Consider the following 21,142-nt stretch of genomic DNA (forward strand, 5'->3'; position numbering starts at 1 on the left):
GCATGGGGGTGTTGTGTACTTACTTACTTGATTGTAAGTTAACTACGCAATCACACTCAGCGCCGAGTCTGCACTCCTCTCGAGGGCCACCCGGCGCCGGGACCCCACGTATGAAGGAGATGCAATGAGGCTCAGAACCTCCCTCGCCGCCGCCGGCCTTGCCGCGGCTCTCGTCCTGTCTGGATGCGCCGCCGGCGGCGGCGACCAGAACACCGGCGACTCCGGCCAGCCCGGCGCCGCCCTCACGATCGCCAAGCCCGACGGCGCGATCACGACCGAGTCCCACAACCCCTACCTCGGCGACTCGTCGGCCTCGAAGTACGGCTACGCGAAGGTCATCTTCGAGCCGCTGGCCCTCGTCAACCCCACCGGCGACCTCGGTACCACCCCGTGGCTGGCCGAGTCGGTGGAATGGAACGACGACTACACGCAGCTCACGGTCGTCCCCCGCAGCGGCGTGAAGTGGAGCGACGGCACCGACTTCACCGGCGAGGACATCGTCTTCACCTTCGACCAGTACCTCAACGGCACGCTCGCCGACACCGGCGCCCTCAACTACACGGGCGCGACGGTCGACGGCGACAAGATCACGCTGTCGTTCAAGAACTCGAAGTACACGGCCCAGGCCCGGGTCCTGCACACCCCGATCGTGCCCAAGCACATCTGGGAGAACATCGACGACCCCAACACCGACCCGCTCACCGGCGACGGGCTCGCGGTGGGAACCGGCCCCTATGTCCTGGACAGCTGGACCACCGAATCGGTGACCCTCACAGCCAACCCCGACTACTGGGGCGGCGAGCTCGCGGTCCCGGAGCTTCACTACGTCTCCTACGGCGACAACGCCGCACTGACGACCGCTCTCGTCTCCGGCGACGCCGACTGGGCGCAGGCCTTCATCCCGCAGATCGAGTCGAGCTACCTCTCGGCCGACGAGGACAACCAGTTCCTCGTCTCGCCGACGGCAGGCGCGGGGACACTGTTCATGAACCTGCAGACCAAACCCTTCAACAACGTCGCCCTGCGCCAGGCACTGGCGTGGACGATCGACCGTCAGGCCTACGTCGACATCGCTCGCGAAGGCGCGAGCGCCCCGGTCTGGAGCGTCACCGGCCTCGGCGACGTGCTCAGCAGCGAGATCCTTCCCGAGTACCAGGGACAGAACTACTCCGTCGACGTCGACAAGGCCAAGCAGATCCTCACCGACGCCGGCTACACGTGGAAGGACGAGAAGCTCATCGACCCCGACGGCGAGGCCGTCTCGTTCTCGATCTCGGTGCCGGCCGGATGGAGCGACTGGAACACGGAGCAGGCGCTGATCGCCGAAGAGCTCGACGAGGCCCTCGGCATCGAGGTCAAGGTCGACCAGCCCGACTGGGGCGGCTGGGACGCCGCTCGCCAGGAGGGCACGTTCCAGGCGATCATCCACTGGCTGGAGGACACCGGGAACGCGTACGGCATGTACACCTCCACGATGGACCCGAAGTGGATCGTCGACGACAAGGCGCAGTTCAACTTCGGTCGCTTCGACGACCCGAAGGTGACCGAGGCGCTGAACACCTACGCGAACGCATCGTCCGACGATGAGCGCCAGGCCGCGCTCGCCGTGATGCAGAAAGCGTTCGTGGACACCGTCCCCGCGATCCCGCTCGGGTCCCACCCGCTGCTGGGCGAGTTCAACACCCGCAACTACGTGGGATGGCCGTCGGAGGACGATCAGTACGCCTCCGCCGACCCGACCCAGCCGGGCATCGTCCAGGTTCTGACGAAGCTGAAGCCGGCCGAGTAAGCCGCACCGGCGGGGTGGGCGCGATCGCGTCCACCCCGCCGCGCGCATCTCCTCGAGCCCGCGCGCGCTCCCCTGCCCGCGCGCGCTCCCCTGCCCGCGCGCCCCGTCTTCCTCGTCACCACGAAAGCGAGTACGCCCCACGATGAGCGACACCTTGCTGTCCATCCGCGACTTCTCGGTCGCCTACGACGTCGATCCGCCGGTTCGTGCGGTCAACGACGTCACCCTCGAACTGCAGCGCGGCGAGATCCTCGGTCTCGCCGGCGAGAGCGGCTGCGGAAAGACCACCCTCGCCTACGGCGTGCAGCGCCTGCTCAAGGCGCCGGCCGTGATCACGAGCGGGTCGGTCCTGTTCCACGACGCCTCGGGCGAGACGATCGACGTGAACGCCCTGGATCCCGAGCAGATGCTGCGGTTCCGCTGGGACAAGATCTCGATGGTGTTCCAGGGCGCGATGAACGCGCTGAACCCCGTCGCGACGATCGGATCCCAGCTCGCCGACGTGTTCGAGGTGCACCGGCCCTCGATGTCGTCCTCAGAGCGACGGGCGGCCGTCGTCGAGCTGCTGGAGATCGTCAAGGTGGGCGGTCAACGCATCCGTTCGTACCCGCACGAGCTGTCGGGTGGCATGCGTCAGCGCGTGATGATCGCCATGGCGCTGGCCCTGCGCCCGCAGCTCATGGTGATGGACGAGCCGACCACGGCGCTGGACGTGCTCGTCCAACGCGAGATCCTGCGCCAGATATCCCAGCTCCGCCGCGAGTTCGGCTTCTCGGTGATCTTCATCACCCATGACCTCCCGCTTCTGCTGGAGATCAGCGACCGCATCGCGATCATGCGGGACGGGGAGATCGTGGAGCTCGACACGGCGGAGCGGATCTGGACCGATCCGCAGAACGAGTACACCAAGACGCTGCTCTCGTCCTTCCCCCGCCTGACCGGAGAGAAGGGGGTGGTGGTGCGATGACCCTCCTCGAGTTCGACGACGTCACCAAGATCTACTCGGTGCGCGGGGCCGGTCAGATCCGCGCCTTGGATCACGTGAGCTTCACGCTCGAATCCGGGCGGACGATAGGCCTCGTCGGCCAATCCGGAAGCGGCAAGTCGACCATCGCCAAGATCCTCACGCAGCTGGAGGTGCCCACGAGCGGCGAGGTGCGCCTCGACGGGGCACCCATCCCACGCCGCGGAGCGGGACTTCGGCGATATCGCCAGCAGCTGCGCATGGTGTTCCAAGACCCGTTCGCCTCACTGAACCCGTACCATTCCATCCGCTACCACATCGAGCGCCCCCTGCGCCTGGATGCGGTGGTACCCAAGGCCGAGCTCGAAGACGAGGTGCGGCGTCTCCTGGAGCGGGTCCGGCTCTCCCCCGACGCCGTCATCGACCGCCGTCCGCACGAGCTCTCGGGCGGACAGCGTCAGCGGGTGGCCATCGCCCGCGCCCTCGCCTCCCGGCCGCGTCTGCTCGTGGCCGACGAACCGGTGTCGATGCTCGACGTCTCCATCCGCCTCGGCGTGCTCAATCTGCTCGCCGATCTCCAGCGCGAGGAGGGGCTGGGCGTGCTCTACATCACGCACGACCTCGCGACTGCGCGCCATTTCAGTGACGAGATCATGGTGCTCAATCAGGGACGCGTGGTCGAACGCGGTCCCGCCGACGACGTGATCCTGCGTCCGCAGGACCCCTATACGCGCGAGCTGCGCGCCGCCTCCCCCGATCCCGAACGCCACTTCGCCACGGCGACGGGAAGCCCCGAACACCGCGACACCCTCGGAGGTGACCTGTGACCGCCGTCGAACCCCAGCTGCCACCGGAGGAGCTCGCCCCCTCCGCGGCCGACCCGCTCGAGCTCGGCACCACCGCGACGGCCGCGGTGAAGGGTCGCTCCCGCATCCCCTGGCGCTTCCTCGGCGGCCGGGCGGCCTTCTATCTGTTCACGCTCTGGGCCGCGATCACGATCAACTTCTTCCTTCCGCGCCTGATGAAGGGCGACGCGGTGGACCAGTACCTGGCGCGCAACCGCAACGTGAGCCCCGAGGCCGCCGAAGCGCTGCGTGCCCTCCTCGGCCTCGACACCGACAAATCGCTCCTGCAGCAGTACGTCGACTATTGGGCGCTGCTGCTGCGAGGCGACCTCGGCGTCTCCCTGCTCCACGGCCTCCGTCCGGTCACGGAGGTGATCAGCCAAGCACTTCCGTGGACGATCGGGCTGGTCGGCTTCGCGACGATCATGTCGTTCGCGATCGGCACCATCGGCGGAGCGATCGTCGGCTGGCGACGCGGAAGCAAGCTCGACGTCTTCATCCCGATCACGACGTTCCTCAGCACGATCCCGTACTTCTGGCTCGGACTGCTGGCCATCGCCCTGTTCTCGGTCAACCTCGGCTGGTTCCCGATCGGCAAGGCCTACGGCGTCGGTGTGAAACCGGAATGGTCGGCCGAGTTCATCGGCGAGGTCATCCATCACGGCACCCTCCCGGCGCTGACGATCATCGTCGCCTCGCTCGGCGGGTGGATGCTGGGCATGCGCAACATGATGCTCACGGTGCTCGACGAGGACTACATCACCGTGGCCCAGGCCAAGGGCATGCCCAACCGGCGCGTGCTGTGGCGCTACGCCGCCCGCAATGCGGTGCTGCCCCAGATCCAGAGCTTCGCCCTGTCGATCGGGTTCATCGTCGGCGGGACCATCGTGATGGAGATGGTCTTCAGCTATCCGGGAGTCGGCAAGCTGCTGCTGGACGCCACCAACGCGAAGGACTACGCCCTCATGCAGGGGGTCTTTCTCGTCATCACCCTCTCGGTGCTCGTGGCCAACGTCCTCGCCGACATCGCCTACGCCTTCCTCGATCCGCGCACCCGTCAATCGGAGGCCTGACCCATGACCCCCACCACCTCCACCACGCCGACCACCTCCGGCGCACCCCGCACGTCCGGCACGTGGCGATCACGCCTCGGCTCCGCGTTCGCGATGTTCCGCAACCCCAAGTCGATCGCGGGGCTCTCGATCCTCGGGTTCTTCGTGCTGGTCGCGATCTTCGCCGACGTGCTCGCACCCTATTCACCGACCAAGGTCGACCACACCGCGCGGTTCCAGCCGCCGTCGACCCAGCACTGGCTGGGCACGACCCACATCGGTGAGGACGTCCTCAGCCAGGTGATCCACGGCACGCGCGGGGTGATCGTCGTCGGATTCCTCGCCGCGATCATCGCGACCCTCATCGCGATCGTCGTCGGCGTCGTCTCGGGGTACCTCACGGGATGGCGAAGCGAGAGCCTGTCGGCCCTCACGAACGTCTTCCTCGTGATCCCGGGGCTTCCGCTGATCATCATCGTGGCCTCCGTCTTCGAAGACCCTCCGCTCCTGCTCATCGCCGGGGTGCTGGGACTCATCGGCTGGGCGTGGGGCGCCCGCGTGCTGCGGGCCCAGACGATGTCGCTGCGCAATCGCGACTTCATCCAGGCGGCACGGGCCAACGGCGAGCCGCTGCGGCGCATCATCACGGTGGAGATGCTCCCCAACCTCATGGCGCTGATCGCGGCGAGCTTCGTCGGCACGGTCACCGCCGCGATCCTGGGCTTGACGACCCTGTCGTACATCGGCGTGATCCCGGTGACGACGTACAACTGGGGCACCATCCTCAACTGGGCCGGCGCACAAGGCGCGTTCCGCCAGAATCAATGGTGGTGGTACCTCCCGCCCGGCCTGTGCATCGCTGCCATCGGCGTCGCGCTCTCGCTCATCAATTTCGGCATCGACGAATACGTCAACCCGCGATTGCGCTCCGCCGGCGAGCGCGCACGCGCCATGAAGAAGAAGGGCCTGAACGTCAACGACGCCGTCACGGCCGTCCGACCGACCTCCCCTCAGCCGACCAAGGAGACCGCCTCATGACGACCGTCGACCTCACCCACGCGCCCTACCTCGACGCCTCGCTGCCGATCGAGGAACGCGTCGCCGACCTCCTCGGGCGGATGACGCTTCCCGAGAAGGTCGGCCAGATGCTCCAGCTCGACGCGCGGGAAGACCTCGACGAGATCGTCCACGGCCGTCATGCGGGATCGATCCTGCACACCTCCCCCGAGAAGGTGATGCAGGCGGCGGAGCTGACCGCGCGCACCCGGCTGCGCATCCCGCTGCTGGTGGCCGAGGACTGCATCCACGGCCATTCGTTCTGGCGCGGAGCGACCATCTTCCCCACCCAGCTCGGGATGGCAGCCACCTGGGACCCCGACCTCGTGGAGCAGGTCGCCCGGGTCACGGCGGCGGAGGTGGCCGCCACCGGCATCCATTGGACCTTCTCACCGGTGCTCTGCATCGCCCGTGACCTGCGGTGGGGGCGCGTCAACGAGACCTTCGGAGAAGACCCCTTCCTGATCGGCGAGCTCGCCTCGGCGATGGTCCGCGGCTATCAGGGCGGCGGACTGGACGATCCCGCCGCGATCCTGGCGACCGCGAAGCACTTCGCGGGCTACTCGGAGACGCAGGGCGGCCGCGATGCGAGCGAGGCGGACATCTCTCGCCGCAAGCTGCGGTCGTGGTTCCTGCCCCCGTTCGAGCGCGTCGCCCGGGAGGGCTGCCGCACGTTCATGCTCGGCTATCAGACGACCGACGGCGTGCCGATCACGGTCAACGACTGGCTGCTCAGCGACGTGCTCCGCGGAGAATGGGGCTACACCGGCACCCTCGTCACCGACTGGGACAACATCGGTCGCATGGTGTGGGAGCAGAAGGTACAGCCCGACTACACGCACGCCGCCGCTGCGGCCGTGAAGGCCGGAAACGACATGGTCATGACCACCCCGCGGTTCTTCGAGGGAGCTCTCGACGCCGTGGAACGCGGCATGCTCGACGAAGCCGACATCGACCGGGCGGTCGCGCGGATCCTGAGTCTGAAGTTCCGGTTCGGACTGTTCGAGAACCCCCGTCACCCCGACCCGCAAAGGATCGGGAGGGTCATCGGCTCGCCAGAGCACACGAAGCTCAACCTCGAGGTGGCGCGTCGCTCGCTCGTTCTCCTCCGCAACGACGGCACGCTGCCGCTCGCGTCAGGACGCTCGACCGATGAGTCCGGACGCGCGCTCCCGGGCAGCGGTCCGCGACGGATCGCGGTGGTCGGTCCCCTCGCCGACGACGCGCAGACCCAGCTGGGCGACTGGGCGGGATCGTCCGGCCAGGTCGACTGGCTCGCCGACGGCCATCCTCGCGAGCAGATCACCACGGTGCTCGACGGCCTTCGCGCCCTCGTCCCGGACGACGTGGTGGTGGAGCACGCCGAAGGGGCATCGATCCTCACCCTCGCCGAGGATCCGCTCGGACCGCTGTTCCCCGACGGCCAGCCCCGTCCCCCGATCGTCGTGCCGTCCGAGCCCGATGCCGCGCAGATCGCCGCGGCCGTCGACGCGGCGAGGCGCTCCGACGTGGTGGTCGCGGTCGTGGGCGACCGGATCGAGCTGGTCGGCGAGGGACGCTCGACGGCGACACTCGAGCTCATCGGAGCGCAGCGCGCGCTGCTCGACGCGCTCGCCGAGACGGGCACGCCGTTGGTGATCGTGCTCCTCGCCTCCAAGCCGCTCGTCCTTCCCGAGTCGGTCCGCGACGCGTCGCTCGTGTGGGCCGCCAATCCGGGCATGCAGGGTGGGCGCGCCGTCGCGGAACTCCTGTGGGGGCTCGTGGAGCCCGTCGGCCGGCTGCCGATCTCCTTCGCCCGTCACGTGGGCCAGCAGCCCACGTACTACAACCAGATCCGGGGCCAGCACGGCGACCGCTACGCAGACCTCACCCAGAGCCCCGCGTACGCCTTCGGCGAGGGACTGTCGTACACGACCGTCGAGTACGAGGGGGCTGAGATCCTCACCCCCCTCGTGTCACCGGGCGACGAGGTGCGCGCCCGCATCCGCGTCCACAACACCGGGCAGCGCCCGGTCGAGGAGCTCGTGCAGGTCTACGTGCGCGACAGCGTGACGTCGGTGAGCTGGGCCGACAAGGAGCTCAAGGCCTACCGGCGCGTCTCGTTGCAGCCGGGCGCAGCCACGGTCGTCGAGGTGTCGGTGCCGGCCGCGGACTGCACGATCGTCGACGCGGCCGGGAACAGGATCGTGGAGCCCGGGGCGTTCGAGCTGCTGATCGGGCCCTCCTCGCGGGACGCGGACCTCCACGCGGTGGCGTTCGAGATCGTCTGACGTTCGCGCGGTCGCGCGGCGACTGACTTCGCCGCGCGACGGCCGGGACGACACCCCGGGTCGTCGAGCGGCGAAGCGTCAGTCCTCTTCGGAGGAGTCCTCGTCTTCGATGGAGTCCTCGTCGTCGGAGGAGTCCTCGTCTTCGAGGGAGTCCTCGTCTTCGGAGGAGTCCTCGTCGAGTTCATCGATGTCGACCCCGTCGACGTCGCCGGAGTGAAGCAGCGGCGATCCGTCCTCGTCGAAGTCCGCGGTGTCGAGATCGTCGAGATCGGACAGATCCTCGTCCGCATCCTCGTCGTCGTCCTGATCGGCGTCGTCGAGCGGATCGTCGCCTCCCTCTGCCTCGGCCAACGCCGCCTGAGCGGCCTGGTACTCGGCCAGCCGTTCAGCCCAGGGCACCCATTCGGGCGCGAGGAGCGCCCCCTCACCGGGAAGGAGCTCGACCTCGAGCACCGTGGGATCGGCCCCCTCGACGACCGCGACGCTCACGGTCCAGAACCACTGCGGGTAGCCCGCCAGGCGTGTGGCGAAGCGCAGCGACACCACACCACCGTCCTCGACGGTGTACCCGGCGGGGTCGCCGATCGTCTCGGCGGGGGTCACCTCGGTCAGCGCGGCGCGTGCGAGGTCGTGAGCGGCCAGCAGCCGCTCGTCGACCGGAGCCGTCGCCTGCGCAGGCCGGGCCCCCTCCGTCGGATCAGGCGTCGAGGTCATCAGCCACCTTGCGGAGAATGGCCGCGACCTTCTTGCCCTGCGCGTTGCTGGGGTAACGGCCGTGGCGCAGGTCGCCACCGATCGTGTCGAGCACCTTCACGAGGTCTTCGACGACGATCGCCATGTCGTCCGCCTTCATGCGGTTGCGCTTGGAGAGGCTGACCGGGGCATCGAGCACCCGCACCGCGAGCGCTTGGAGTCCCTTGCGTCCGTCGGCCACGCCGAAGTCCAGCCGCGTCCCCGCCTTGAGCGAGTCCGTTCCGGCGGGAAGCGCCGTCGCGTGCAAGAAGACGTCCTGGCCATCATCTGTCGTGATGAAGCCGAACCCCTTCTCCTCGTCGTAGAACCTGACCTTGCCGGTGGGCATCTCAACCTCGCTGCGTGCTGCTGGGCCGCGCGCGGACGGCGCGCGGGCATGACGGAACCGGAGCCGTTCCAGGCCCCGCGACAAGCCTACGCCACGGCGGCGAACCGCTAGGCTGAGCCCGATGGCCACTTCGAAATCCCCCTCCCCTTCGTCGGGGGGCGACCTTCCCGTTCGACGGATCGATCGCGTCCTCGCGTTCATGTCGCTCGGCCTGCTGGTCCTGTCGCTGGCGTGCTTCGCCGCCATCATGATCGGTTCCGGCCTCAAGGCCGACTTCGGAACGCCGATCTGGCAGACGGTGGGGCTGCTCGTCTACATCGCGCCTATCTTGGCCTTCGCGCTGCTGCTGGCGGTGCTCATCATGACCTTCATCCGGAGGGCACGGGCTGGCAAGGACGGCTGACGTGGCCGCCCCCGACGCGCGCACCCTGGCCACCCTCCTGGCCACACTGGATGACGCGTCACTGGCTGCTCTCCTCGACGAGCGCCGGATCCCTCCGTCGGTGGGATGGGACGACTACTTCGACGCCGCGGATGCCTTGCTCGACCCGGCGTCGGTCGGGCGCGGACTGGCGAGCCTCTCGCGGGAGCCCGCCGAAGCGCTGAGTACGGCCGTCGCCCGATCCCAGGCGGTGGCCCCGGGCTCTGCTCGCGATCGGCTCGTCCGGAGCGCGCTCGTGACTCCCGACGGCGAGCCATACCGCGCCGTGGCCTCGGCGTGCCCGCCCCTGCCGCCCGCATCCGACCTTCCCCGTTCCGCAGAGACGGTGACGGAGCAGGACGCGGCGCAGGCCGCCGAGCGCGCGTTCGCTTCGGCCACCTCGCTCGCCGATGTCCTGCAGTCGGCGCTCGCCCTCCCGCTGACCCGGATCGGATCGGGCGCGCTCGGAGCGTCCGATCGCCGTCGCCTCGTCGATGCGCATGCGGTGGAGACCGCGGACGCGGCCGATGAGCTGCTGGCGATCGCCGCAGCAGCCGGACTGGTCGCGGGGACCGACCGCCACTGGCTCGTCACGTCCCGGGGCGTCGAGTGGCTCACGCTGCGCACTGTCTCGCGCTGGCACGAGGTCGCCCGCCGCGTCCGCGACGCCCTTCCGGCGGGGCTACGCCGGAGCGGCGAAGGGTGGATCCCGGTCCCGCAGTGGCCGGATGCGTATCCCTTCGATCCCTCGTGGCCGGAGCGCGCCGAGCGCTGGCGCGTGCTCTTCATGCGGTGGGCCCTGATCAGCCCGCGCGGGGCCGTGCCACCGTGGGCCGCCGCGCTCGCCGAGGGCGAGGACGCCGACGAGGCAACGCTCCAGGCACTCCTCCCCACCGAGGTCGACCGGGTCTTCCTGCAGAACGACCTCACCGCGATCGCTCCCGGTCCGCTCGAACCGGCCCTGGACATGAGGCTGCGGTCGATGGCTCACCGGGAGACCCGCGCGCAGGCCTCCACCTATCGATTCACCGCCGAGAGCCTCAGCGCCGCGCTCACCGCCGGCGAGACCGCGGAGTCGTTGCGCGAGTTCCTCTCGTCCCTGTCGTTGACCGGTCTTCCGCAGCCCCTGGCGTACGAGATCGAGCGCAATGCCCGGCGGCACGGCAACGTGCAGGTCGGTCCCGATGGAATCGGCAACACGCGTGTGACGGCCGATGACCGATCGCTCCTCCAGGCCCTCGCGGTCGATCAGGCCCTGCGCCCGCTCGGGTTGGTGATGGACGCCGATGGCCTGCTCACCCGGTCCACTCCGGAGACGACGTTCTGGATGCTCGCCGACGCGCGCTACCCCGTGACGGCGGTCGACGTCGAGGGCCGTCCCCGCATGCTGGACCGTCATCGCGTGGCCGCGGAAGCGCCCCTCCGCCCCGCCACCGAGGTGTACGCCGCGTTGCTCGCGCGACTCCGGGAGGCCCACGACACCGATGCCGACTCCGCCTGGCTCGGGCGCGAACTGGACCAGGCCGTTCGGGCCCACGCGGTCCTCGTGATCGTCGTGCGCCTTCCCGACGGCAGCAACCGGGAGATCACGATGGAGGCGACCGGCCTCGGCGGCGGACGCCTGCGCGGCCGTGACCGCGTCGCCGACGTGGAGCGCACGCTCCCGGTGTCGAGCATCGTGAGCATCCGTCCGGCCACGGCGTGAGGCCGCCCGCGACGTTCCGTGCTCTCCTGCGCCCCCGCAGCGCCCCGGCCGGTAGACTGGCACGTTATGGCTGATGGCCCCCTCATCGTGCAAAGCGACCGCACCGTCCTGCTCGAAGTCGCCCACCCCGACGCCGAGAACGCGCGCCACGAGCTCGCGATCTTCGCCGAGCTCGAGCGGGCTCCCGAGCACATCCACACCTACCGGATCACGCGTCTGGGCCTGTGGAATGCCCGCGCGGCCGGACACGATGCCGACGACATGCTCGCGACCCTCGACCGGTGGTCGCGCTTCCCGGTGCCGCCGTCGGTCTCGCTCGACATCCGGGAGACGGTGGGACGCTACGGCCGCCTCGTGATCGAGCGCGACGACGAAGGCCAGCTCATCCTGCGCTCCACCGACACGGCGGTGCTCGCCGAGGTCTCGCGCAACAAGCGGATCCAGCCGCTGCTGATCGCCCACCCCGCCCCCCACCTCTTCGTCATCGACGCGTGGGCGCGCGGCCACATCAAGCAGGAGCTGCTGAAGATCGGCTGGCCCGCGGAGGATCACGCAGGCTACACCCCGGGCACCCCGCACGAGATCGAGCTGCACGAGGACGGGTGGACGTTGCGTCCGTACCAGCGCAAGGCCGTCGACATCTTCAGCGAGGGCGGATCCGGCGTGGTCGTCCTGCCCTGTGGCGCCGGGAAGACGCTCGTGGGAGCGGCCGCGATGGCCGACACCAAGACGACGACGCTCATCCTCGTCACCAACACGGTGAGCGCTCGACAGTGGCGCGACGAGCTGCTCAAGCGGACGAGCCTGACCCCGGAGGAGATCGGCGAGTACTCCGGGCAGGCCAAAGAGGTCAAGCCCGTCACGATCGCGACGTATCAGATCCTCACGGCCAAGAGGAAGGGCGAGTACGCCCACTTGGCCCTGCTCGACGCCCTCGATTGGGGGCTCATCGTGTACGACGAGGTGCATCTGCTCCCCGCCCCGGTCTTCAAGCTCACCGCCGATCTGCAGGCACGGCGCCGACTGGGACTCACCGCCACGCTCGTCCGCGAAGACGGCCGTGAGGGCGACGTCTTCAGTCTCATCGGCCCCAAGCGCTTCGACGCTCCGTGGAAGGAGATCGAAGCACAGGGGTTCATCTCCCCGGCCATCTGCTACGAAGTGCGCGTGGACCTGCCCGCTTCCGATCGCCTGGAGTACGCGGCGGCGGCCGACGACGAGCGTTACCGGATCGCCGCGACGGCCCACGCGAAGATCGGCGTGGTGCGCGACCTCGTCGCGAAGCACCGCGGCGAGCAGATCCTCGTGATCGGCCAGTACCTCGACCAGATCGACATCCTGGCGGAGGCACTCGACGCGCCGCAGATCACGGGATCGACGCCGGTGGACGAGCGCGAGCAGCTCTACGGAGGCTTCCGAGAGGGCAGGATCCCGGTGCTCGTCGTCTCCAAGGTCGCGAACTTCTCCATCGATCTCCCGGAGGCGTCGGTCGCGATCCAGGTGTCGGGGTCGTTCGGGTCGCGCCAGGAGGAAGCCCAGCGCCTGGGACGACTCCTGCGACCCAAGACGAGCGGCCACACGGCGAGCTTCTACACTCTCATCGCCCGCGACACGGTCGACCAGGACTTCGCGCAGAACCGCCAGCGCTTCCTCGCCGAGCAGGGCTACAGCTACACGATCCTCGACGCCGACGACCTCGCCGCGGCGTGACGACCGGGTTCGGGGCCTCCACCGCGCGCCGCGGGATATCCAGCGTGCGCATGGTTTCCGGTGCCAAGATGGGGCTATGACCGCTCCGCGCATCCTCGTCGTCGACGACGAACCGAACATCCGGGACCTGCTGGTCACGAGCCTGCGTTTCGCCGGCTTCCAGGTACGTGCCGTCGCCAACGGCGCACAGACCATCTCGGCCGTCCTCGAAGAAGAACCCGACCTCATCGTGCTCGATGTGATGCTGCCCGACATGAACGGGTTCAGCGTGACCAAGCGTCTGCGCGGTGCGGGGTACACGGCGCCGATCCTCTTCCTCACCGCGAAGGACGAGACCGAGGACAAGATCGAGGGTCTCAACGCCGGCGGCGACGACTACGTCACGAAGCCCTTCAGTCTCGACGAGATCGTCGCCCGCATCCAGGCGATCCTCCGCCGCACGATGCAGGCGGACGAGGAGTCCACGATCAAGGCCGGCGAGCTGACGATGGACCAGGACACCCACGACGTGCTGGTGGGCGACGTGTCGATCGACCTCTCCCCCACCGAGTTCAAGCTGCTGCGCTACCTCATGCTCAACCCCAACCGGGTGCTGAGCAAGGCGCAGATCCTCGACCACGTGTGGGAGTACGACTTCAACGGCGACGCGGGCATCGTCGAGAGCTACATCTCCTACCTGCGGCGCAAGATCGATCCGTACTCGTCCGAGCCGCTCATCCAGACCAAGCGCGGCTTCGGCTACATGCTGAAGACCGGCAAGTCCGCGTAGCGACCCCCACCGGAAGGGACGGCTCTGACCGGCAGCAGCGCGAAGACCGACCGGGTCACCTCGTGGTGGCGCGGCACGAGCCTGCGCGCCAAGGTCACCGGAGTCACGGTCGCCGTCCTCGCGATCGGCCTGATCGCCGCCGGCGTCGGCACCGGCGTGTTGCTGCGGAACGTGCAGATCGCGGCGCTCGACCAGAACCTCCGTCAGCTCGCGCCCACGGATGTCACCAGCACGCTGTTCGACATCGACGTGGTCGATGAGACTCCGACCTTCACGCGGAACCAGACTACGGCGACCCAGTTCTACGTCGCCGTCTACGGGCCCGACGGTGAGCTCGTCGTCTCGGGCGGCGGCGGGACGCAGCGCCCCGCTGTGCCCGAGGTGTTCTCCCTCGAGAAGACGGTGCTCGTGGGGACGGAGCCGTTCGAGCTGTCGGCCGTCAACGGCGGCACGAAGTTCCACGCCGCCGTCGACATCCTTCCCCCCATCCCCGGCGTGCGCGACAGCTACACCCAGCTCGTGGCGCTCCCGCTGTCGAGCGTCAATCAGACGGTGGCCAACTACGTGGGGATCTATACGATCTTCGTCGTGCTCACGATGGTGGCGGGGGCGCTGCTGACCCGCTGGCTCGTCACGCTCGCCTTCCGGAGCCTGGGCGAAGTGGAAGAGACGGCGATGTCGATCGCTGCGGGCAACTTCAGCCAGCGGATGGGCGACAGCTCGACGCGCACCGAGGTGGGGCGCCTCAAGACCGCGATCAACGCGATGCTCGACCGCATCGACCACGCGCTCGGTCAGCGCGATGCCTCGGTGCGGCAGATGCGCCGGTTCATCGGCGACGCGAGCCACGAACTGCGCACTCCGCTCGTGACCGTCCGCGGATACGCGGAGCTCTATCGCATGGGCGCGATCTCCGGCGATGAGCAGATCGCGCAGTCGATGGAACGTATCGAGAAGGAGGCCGTGCGGATGGGTGCCCTCGTCGAGGACCTGCTCGCCCTCGCCCGCCTCGACGAGCGACGTGACATCATCATCGTCGACGTCGATCTGCGCCCCATCGCTCGCGACGCGGTGCTGGACACGCGGGTGACCGCCCCGGGACGCACCGTGACGATGGTGGACGAGACCCTCGTGCTGCCCCCGCTGACAGAGAAGAGCAGTGCGGAGGAGCCCGCTCAGAACAAGGACACGTCCGCCCGCGGCAGACGATCGGCGACGCTCGCCGATGCCACGCGGTCGATCCTTCGCCGGCGACCCCGCCCGACACCGGGAGCACGCGGCACGGAAGAGACGGCCGAGGCGCCCGCGCCCGTCCCTCGGCCACTCGCACCCCCGATCGTGCTGGGCGACGAGAACCGCATCCGGCAGGTGGTCACGAACCTCCTCACCAACGCCCGCCGCTACACCCCCGACGATTCGCCGATCGAGATCGCGGTGGGCGTGGACGAACGGGCCGGAATGGGCTGGATCGCCGTGATCGACCATGGCGACGGCATTCCCGAGATGATCCGCGACAAGATCTTCCAGCGGTTCTGGCGCGCCGACACCTCGCGCACGCGGGAGACGGGCGGATCGGGTCTGGGCCTGTCGATCGTCGCATCGATCGTCGAGGCTCTGCACGGCGCGATCGATGTCGTGGAGACCCCGGGCGGCGGCGCGACCTTCCGGGTCTCCTTCCCCCTCGCCCAGGCGCGCCCCGTCGAGGAGCACCTGCTCATCGAGACGCAGCCCCTCCCTCGCTTCCGCGAGAGCTGATCACCCACCCCCTCCTCCCCACGGCCTGATTCCGCCGAGCATCGACCGGGCGTGGACAGGGATCTCCGGAGTGCGATGACGGCCCGTCTAGCGTGGCCGCATCCGGACGAAAGGGGAAACGATGGCAGTGTTCAGCGTCGACAGCGAGGCGATGCTCGCCGCGACGACGTCGGTGCGGGCGACCGCGGATCGGCTGCAGGCCGACACCTCGGCGATGATGGGGCAGCTCACCCAGTTGCAAGGCTCGTGGACGGGGTCGGCCGCCACCGCCTTCCAGGGAGTGATCGAGCGGTGGCGGGCGGCGCAGCGCGAGGTCGAGAGCGCCCTGGCCGACATCAGCATCGCGCTCGGGCGTGTCGGCGACCAGTACGCACAGACCGAGACGGCGGCGACCGGCGTGTTCCGCTGAACGCACCGGGGTCGATCGACACATCGGGAACACGGCAGCGGGGCCCCTCCCGAAGGAGAGGCCCCGCTGTCGTGTTGTCGCGTGGGATCAGAAGTCCATGCCGCCGGTCGGGTCGCCGGCCGGGGCCGCGACCTTCTCGGGCTTGTCCGCCACGACGGCCTCGGTGGTGAGGAACAGACCGGCGATCGACGCCGCGTTCTGCAGCGCGGAACGCGTGACCTTGGCCGGGTCGATGATGCCCGCCGCGAACATGTCGACGTACTCGCCGGTGGCCGCGTTCAGGCCCTGGCCGACGGGCAGCTCGCCCACCTTGTTGGCCACGACGCCGGGCTCGAGACCCGCGTTGAGGGCGATCTGCTTGAGCGGAGCCTCGATGGCGACCTTGACGATGTTCGCACCGGTCGCCTCGTCACCGACGAGCTCGAGCGAGTCGAACGCCTTCTTGCCGGCCTGGATGAGCGCCACGCCACCACCGGGAACGATGCCCTCCTCGACGGCCGCCTTGGCGTTGCGGACGGCGTCCTCGATGCGGTGCTTGCGCTCCTTGAGCTCGACCTCGGTGGCCGCACCCGCCTTGATGACGGCGACGCCACCGGCGAGCTTGGCGAGGCGCTCCTGGAGCTTCTCGCGGTCGTAGTCGCTGTCGGTGTTGTCGATCTCGCGCTTGATCTGGGTCACGCGACCCTCGATCTGCGCCGAGTCGCCGGCACCCTCGACGATCGTGGTCTCGTCCTTGGTGACGATGACCTTGCGGGCACGGCCGAGGAGGTCCAGCGTCGCGTTCTCGAGCTTGAGGCCCACCTCTTCGGTGATGACCTGGCCACCGGTGAGGATCGCGATGTCCTGCAGCTGCGCCTTGCGGCGGTCGCCGAAGCCCGGCGCCTTGACGGCGACCGACTTGAAGATGCCGCGGATCTTGTTGAGCACGAGCGTCGCGAGGGCCTCGCCCTCGACGTCCTCGGCGATGATGACGAGCTCCTTGCCGTCCTGGATCACCTTGTCGACGATCGGCAGAAGGTCCTTGATGTTGGAGATCTTCTGGTTCGCGATCAGGATGTACGGGTCCTCGAACACGGCCTCCTGACGGTCGGGGTCCGTGACGAAGTAGGGGTTGATGTAGCCCTTGTCGAACCGCATGCCCTCGGTGAGCTCGAGCTCGGTGCCGAAGGTCTGCGACTCCTCGACGGTGACGACGCCCTCCTTGCCGACCTTGTCGATCGCCTCGGCGATCAGCTCGCCGATCTCGGGGTCAGCAGCGGAGATGGACGCGGTCGCGGCGATCTCCTCCTTGGTCTCGACCTCCTTGGCGGAAGCGAGCAGCTCGTCGGAGAGAGCCTTGACAGCCTTCTCGATGCCCTTCTTGAGCGAGATGGGGTCGGCACCGGCCGCGACGTTGCGCAGGCCTTCGCGCACGAGAGCCTGAGCGAGCACGGTCGCGGTGGTGGTTCCGTCACCGGCGACGTCGTCGGTCTTCTTGGCGACCTCCTTGACGAGCTCCGCACCGATCTTCTCGTACGGGTCGTCGAGTTCGATCTCCTTGGCGATCGAGACGCCGTCGTTCGTGATCGTGGGGGCGCCCCACTTCTTCTCGAGCACGACGTTGCGGCCGCGGGGGCCGAGCGTCACCTTGACGGCGTCGGCCAGGATGTTGAGGCCGCGCTCGAGGCCACGACGGGCCTCCTCGTCGAAAGCGATGATCTTTGCCATGTGTGTGTCGTCCCTCCCGGACGTAGGCGATGTCTTTAGCACTCACTGATAGCGAGTGCTAAATCATTCTGGCACTCGACCATGCCGAGTGCAAGCCGCGTGGGAGGCGTGCCGCGGACGAAGCGACGCGGCGTCAGGAGGTCACTTGACGATCGTGACCGATCCGCGCTCGGGGACGAGCTCGACCCATGTGTTGCCGGCGGCCAGCGTGACGGGCTCGCCGTCGGAGTCGGTGAGGACGATGCGGGAATCGCGGTCCTTCTTCGACCACTTCACCTTCAGCGTCTTCCCGCCGGTCGAGACCGTTCCCGATCCCTTGCCCACCAGACGCGTACGCGGCACCGTGCCGTACTCGACCTTGACGGTCAGGGTGACGACGTTGGTCGCCCGCAGCTGTGTGCCGTGGGAATCGACGTCCTTGCGGCCGCTCTGCGACCGCAGGTAGGCGCCCGCCTTCTCGCTCCAGCGCCACGCTCGATGCGACTCGCTCGAGAACACCAGATCGAGTCCCTTGGCGCTGGCACCGTCTGCTGCGGCCGAGGCCTGCGCCGCGGCGGTGGCGTAGTCGAACTGCTGAGCGGGAGGGGCGAGCTTCTTGTAGGCCTTGCGCAGCTCCTGCGCCTTGACGACGACGTTGTGCGGGGCCCGCTTCTGGCTGGAGCGGAACATGTGCACGCCGTCCTTGCCCCCGTGGATCGCGGCGTGGACGTCGGTGGCCCAGATCATCTCGATGAAGGGCCGCTTGCCGCCGGAGAAGGCGATGATCCCCTTGAACGGACCGATGATCTCGGGATCCATGGGCCGGATGCTGCGGATCGGACCGATCTCCTTCGGCACGTCGGAGAACCACACCGCCACGTAACGGGTGATGCCGCCTTCGACGAGCTCTTCGAAGACGATGTCCGTGCGCTCCAGGCCCCACTGTGGGCGCGCGTCCCAGTGGTTGTCGATCTTGGCGGCGAGTGCCGGACCCTTGATCTCATCGAGCGGAACGATCGTTCCCCGCAGCGGCGACACCCCGGTGGTGGGTGTCGGCGTCGGAGTCGGTGTCGGAGTGGCCGACGCCGTGCTCGGCGCGGCGGTCGGGGATGCGACCGTCTCGGGTTCGGGACCGCATCCGACCAACAGTGCCGAGGAGACGGCCAGGACGGTCAGCGCTGAGACGGCGCGCAGGGGAAGGCTCACCTGGGCAGGATAGCCGAGGGCGTGCCGATCAGCCCGTGACCACGCGGACGGACTCGGCCTGCGGACCCTTCTGCCCGGTGCCGACGGTGAACTCGACGGTCTGCCCCTCCTCCAGCACGCGGAATCCGGACATCTCGATGTTCGAATAGTGGACGAAGACGTCCTGGTCTCCGGCGACGGTGATGAAGCCGAAGCCCTTCTCGGCATTGAACCACTTGACGGTTCCCTGGGTCATGATCTTGCTCCTGATGCTGCGGTGGGACGTCGCAATGCTAACGACGCCCCAACGCCCGATCAGGCCGTTCCGGCAACTGTTGACACCGGCGCATCGAAGTCTTCACACGCGCGAAACACGAGTGCGTCCGCGGCCTCAGGGAGTGGAGCTCTCCGTGCCGTCGGCCCGGTCCATGCCGATCACGATGACCAGCTGTCGCAGGGTCGTATCGTCGCCGTCCTGATAGGCCTGACTGAACTCCACCTCGGCATTGCCGATGGCCTCCGCCAGCCCCCGGGCGGGGCCTTCGTCGTCTTCGCGGGCGTAGAACACGGTGGTCTTGGCGAAGTCGTGCTCGCCCGCGTCGCCCACGCTCACATCGGCGGCCTTCCACCCCGCGGCGACCACGTCGGCGCTGAGCGTGCTCCCCAATCCCTCCTGAGGAGTGGCGTTGAGGATGAGGACGGTGTACGACGTGTCGAGGGTCGGCTCGGCCGTCTCCCGCGGCGCCGCTGCCGTGGACGCCGCCGGCCCCGGGCCGAATGTTCCCCCGGCCCACAGCGTGCCCGCGATGCCGACGGCGACGAGTACCACCGTGGCGATCGCCGCCCACAGCCACACGCGTCCCCGGCGGATGCGCGGCTGCTCCGCCCGATGCGCACCCACACGACGGGCGTCGCGAGAAGAAGCGGGAGGCAGCTCGTCGAATCGGTCGGTCGGATGAGTCTGCACGAGAGAATGCTATCGGCCGGCGCTGAGCGCCTCCGCCGCAGTCGTCCGAACGCGACCGTCGCGTTGGCGACGCAAGCGGTGCAGGAGAAGCGGATCGTGGGCGAGGGCGTCGCGATCGTCGACGAGCCGACCCAGCAGTTGGTAGTAGCGGGCGGGAGCCATCGTGAGCTCCAACCGGATCGCCTCTTCCTTGGACGCCGAATGACGCGGCCATCGCGCCTCGAAGTCGAGGATCGATCGATCACGGTCGGACAACGCCATGCCTTCAGGCTAAGCGTCGCGCGGCGCCGTGCGCGGAGCCACACCCGGGCAGGAACATGTCGGGGCCTGGTCAGGTTGAATGGAGTGGACCTAAGGAGTCGACATGAACTATCGCGTGACCAAGACCGACGAGCAGTGGCGCGAGGAGCTGACCCCCGAGCAGTACGCCGTCCTGCGGCAGGCCGGCACCGAGCGGGCGTGGACCGGCGAGCTCCTCGACGAGAGCCGCGCGGGCCTCTACACCTGTGCCGCCTGCGGAGCCGAGCTCTTCAAGAGCGGAACGAAGTTCGACTCGCACTGCGGATGGCCGAGCTTCTACGAGTCGATCCGCCCCGACGCCGTCGAGCTGATCGAAGACCGCAGCCACGGCATGGTGCGCACCGAAGTGCGTTGCGCCGCCTGCGGCTCGCACCTCGGGCATGTCTTCCCGGACGGATTCGGAACACCCACCGGCGACCGCTACTGCATGAACTCGCTGTCGCTGTCGTTCAGCCCCGAGTCATGACGGCCGGCTCGTTGGCAGAGACGACCGAGCGCGGCGCGCTGTCCGCGGTTCGCGCGCGCCGCTCGTGGTCGAAGGTGACCGATGCCGCGCCGACCCGGACGGAGCTCGTCTCGCTCGTGTCGGCCGCCGGTCGTGTCGCCGACCACTCGTCGCTGCGCCCATGGCGGCTCATCGAGCTTCGTGGCGCCGACCGGGATCGACTCGGTGCCGCGATCGCGGCCGCCCAGGGAGACGACCGCCCCTCCACCAAGCCGCTGCGCGCTCCCCTGCTGATCGCGGTGGTGGCCAGCTATCGCCCGAGCGAGAAGGTGCCGCGCTGGGAGCAGGAGGCCGTGGCGTCCGGCGTCGCACACGTGCTGAGTCTCCTCCTCGACGAGGCCGGCTGGGGGGTCATCTGGCGCACCGGCCACTACACGCGCGACCGCGCCGTCGCCGAGGCCCACGGGCTGTCTTCGGAGGAAGAGCTCCTGGGATGGCTGTACGTCGGCGGCAAGCCTGCGAACGCACGCCCCGGGCGGCGGAAGCCCGTCGATGCCCGAGCCCTCCTCACCCGCATGCCCGACCGGCCTTCCCCGCTCGACGACTCCGCCGACCCCGGCGCCTCGAACGCCACGAAGACGTCGAAGGGCAAGACGTCGAAGGGCAAGACGTCGAAGGGCAAGACGTCGAAGGACAAGAAGACGAAGGACAAGAAGGCGAAGAAGTCCGCCGG

At 68.7% G+C, this 21,142-nt stretch carries 20 protein-coding genes and 1 pseudogene; 14 read left to right on the forward strand and 7 right to left on the reverse strand.

Annotated features, from left to right (window positions below):
* Positions 1-124 precede the first annotated feature (124 nt).
* From QM591_RS05945 to QM591_RS05970, 6 genes are all read left to right on the forward strand, one after another.
* Complete coding sequence (locus QM591_RS05945) at positions 125-1,789, forward strand: ABC transporter substrate-binding protein (RefSeq protein ID WP_415130576.1); 1,665 nt, start codon at positions 125-127, stop codon at positions 1,787-1,789.
* 142 nt (positions 1,790-1,931) lie between these two features.
* On the forward strand, positions 1,932-2,756 hold the full coding sequence (locus tag QM591_RS05950; protein ID WP_415130578.1) for an ABC transporter ATP-binding protein: 825 nt from the start codon (positions 1,932-1,934) through the stop codon (positions 2,754-2,756).
* Positions 2,753-3,580 (forward strand): ABC transporter ATP-binding protein, encoded by an 828-nt coding sequence (locus QM591_RS05955; protein WP_415130580.1) that lies wholly within the window; start codon positions 2,753-2,755, stop codon positions 3,578-3,580. The genes QM591_RS05950 and QM591_RS05955 overlap by 4 nt, the downstream gene beginning before the upstream one ends.
* Positions 3,577-4,671, forward strand: a complete 1,095-nt coding sequence (locus QM591_RS05960; protein WP_415130582.1) for an ABC transporter permease — start codon at positions 3,577-3,579, stop codon at positions 4,669-4,671. The genes QM591_RS05955 and QM591_RS05960 overlap by 4 nt, the downstream gene beginning before the upstream one ends.
* 3 nt (positions 4,672-4,674) lie before the next feature.
* Entirely contained in the window at positions 4,675-5,688 is a 1,014-nt protein-coding gene (locus tag QM591_RS05965) for an ABC transporter permease (RefSeq protein WP_415130584.1), read from the forward strand.
* Positions 5,685-7,976 (forward strand): glycoside hydrolase family 3 N-terminal domain-containing protein, encoded by a 2,292-nt coding sequence (locus tag QM591_RS05970; protein WP_415130586.1) that lies wholly within the window; start codon positions 5,685-5,687, stop codon positions 7,974-7,976. Before QM591_RS05965 ends, QM591_RS05970 begins: the two co-directional genes overlap by 4 nt.
* A 78-nt stretch (positions 7,977-8,054) precedes the next feature.
* Here the strand turns inward: QM591_RS05970 and QM591_RS05975 are convergent, their stop codons facing one another.
* The gene (locus QM591_RS05975) at positions 8,055-8,690 is read right to left on the reverse strand and encodes a DUF3027 domain-containing protein (RefSeq protein WP_415130588.1); all 636 of its coding nucleotides are present in this window, start codon (positions 8,688-8,690) and stop codon (positions 8,055-8,057) included.
* Positions 8,674-9,057: a cold-shock protein gene (locus QM591_RS05980; RefSeq protein WP_067161903.1), complete on the reverse strand. Its 384-nt coding sequence runs from the start codon at positions 9,055-9,057 to the stop codon at positions 8,674-8,676. Before QM591_RS05980 ends, QM591_RS05975 begins: the two co-directional genes overlap by 17 nt.
* A gap of 121 nt (positions 9,058-9,178) precedes the next feature.
* On the opposite strand from QM591_RS05980, the gene QM591_RS05985 reads away from it, so the two are divergent.
* The 6 genes from QM591_RS05985 (at position 9,179) to QM591_RS06010 (ending at position 15,826) form a co-directional block, all read left to right on the forward strand.
* Entirely contained in the window at positions 9,179-9,460 is a 282-nt protein-coding gene (locus tag QM591_RS05985) for a multidrug ABC transporter ATPase (RefSeq protein WP_415130591.1), read from the forward strand.
* Position 9,461: 1 nt separating this feature from the next.
* A complete protein-coding gene (locus tag QM591_RS05990) occupies positions 9,462-11,183 on the forward strand; it encodes a helicase-associated domain-containing protein (RefSeq protein ID WP_415130593.1) in 1,722 nt (573 codons plus the stop codon).
* A 66-nt stretch (positions 11,184-11,249) separates the two neighbouring features.
* Positions 11,250-12,893 carry a DNA repair helicase XPB gene (locus tag QM591_RS05995; protein ID WP_415130595.1) on the forward strand — a complete coding sequence of 548 codons (1,644 nt, stop codon included), beginning with the start codon at positions 11,250-11,252 and terminating at the stop codon, positions 12,891-12,893.
* Between the two features lie 76 nt (positions 12,894-12,969).
* Entirely contained in the window at positions 12,970-13,662 is a 693-nt protein-coding gene (locus QM591_RS06000) for a response regulator transcription factor (protein ID WP_415130597.1), read from the forward strand.
* Between the two features lie 156 nt (positions 13,663-13,818).
* On the forward strand, positions 13,819-15,417 hold the full coding sequence (locus tag QM591_RS06005; protein WP_415130599.1) for a sensor histidine kinase: 1,599 nt from the start codon (positions 13,819-13,821) through the stop codon (positions 15,415-15,417).
* Positions 15,418-15,538: 121 nt separating this feature from the next.
* Positions 15,539-15,826, forward strand: coding sequence for a WXG100 family type VII secretion target (locus QM591_RS06010; RefSeq protein WP_415130601.1), 288 nt, complete (start codon positions 15,539-15,541; stop codon positions 15,824-15,826).
* 87 nt (positions 15,827-15,913) lie between these two features.
* Here QM591_RS06010 and groL read toward each other — a convergent pair whose 3' ends face one another.
* From groL to QM591_RS06035, 5 genes are all read right to left on the reverse strand, one after another.
* Positions 15,914-17,533 (reverse strand): chaperonin GroEL, encoded by a 1,620-nt coding sequence (gene groL, locus QM591_RS06015; RefSeq protein WP_415130603.1) that lies wholly within the window; start codon positions 17,531-17,533, stop codon positions 15,914-15,916.
* A gap of 141 nt (positions 17,534-17,674) precedes the next feature.
* Positions 17,675-18,718: a DUF3048 domain-containing protein gene (locus QM591_RS06020; protein WP_415130605.1), complete on the reverse strand. Its 1,044-nt coding sequence runs from the start codon at positions 18,716-18,718 to the stop codon at positions 17,675-17,677.
* Positions 18,719-18,746: 28 nt separating this feature from the next.
* Positions 18,747-18,953 (reverse strand): cold-shock protein, encoded by a 207-nt coding sequence (locus QM591_RS06025; RefSeq protein WP_415130607.1) that lies wholly within the window; start codon positions 18,951-18,953, stop codon positions 18,747-18,749.
* Positions 18,954-19,088: 135 nt separating this feature from the next.
* Entirely contained in the window at positions 19,089-19,664 is a 576-nt protein-coding gene (locus QM591_RS06030) for a LytR C-terminal domain-containing protein (RefSeq protein ID WP_415130609.1), read from the reverse strand.
* A gap of 9 nt (positions 19,665-19,673) precedes the next feature.
* Positions 19,674-19,925, reverse strand: coding sequence for a DUF3263 domain-containing protein (locus QM591_RS06035; RefSeq protein ID WP_415130611.1), 252 nt, complete (start codon positions 19,923-19,925; stop codon positions 19,674-19,676).
* Between the two features lie 103 nt (positions 19,926-20,028).
* On the opposite strand from QM591_RS06035, the gene msrB reads away from it, so the two are divergent.
* Positions 20,029-20,430: a peptide-methionine (R)-S-oxide reductase MsrB gene (gene msrB / locus QM591_RS06040; RefSeq protein WP_067161946.1), complete on the forward strand. Its 402-nt coding sequence runs from the start codon at positions 20,029-20,031 to the stop codon at positions 20,428-20,430.
* Positions 20,427-20,990: pseudogene (locus QM591_RS06045) on the forward strand (nitroreductase family protein); the annotation flags it as partial. The gene msrB and the pseudogene QM591_RS06045, both read left to right, overlap by 4 nt.
* Between the last annotated feature and the right edge of the window lie 152 nt (positions 20,991-21,142).

Source organism: Microbacterium sp. (assembly GCF_047607225.1).
Lineage (GTDB): Bacteria > Actinomycetota > Actinomycetes > Actinomycetales > Microbacteriaceae > Microbacterium.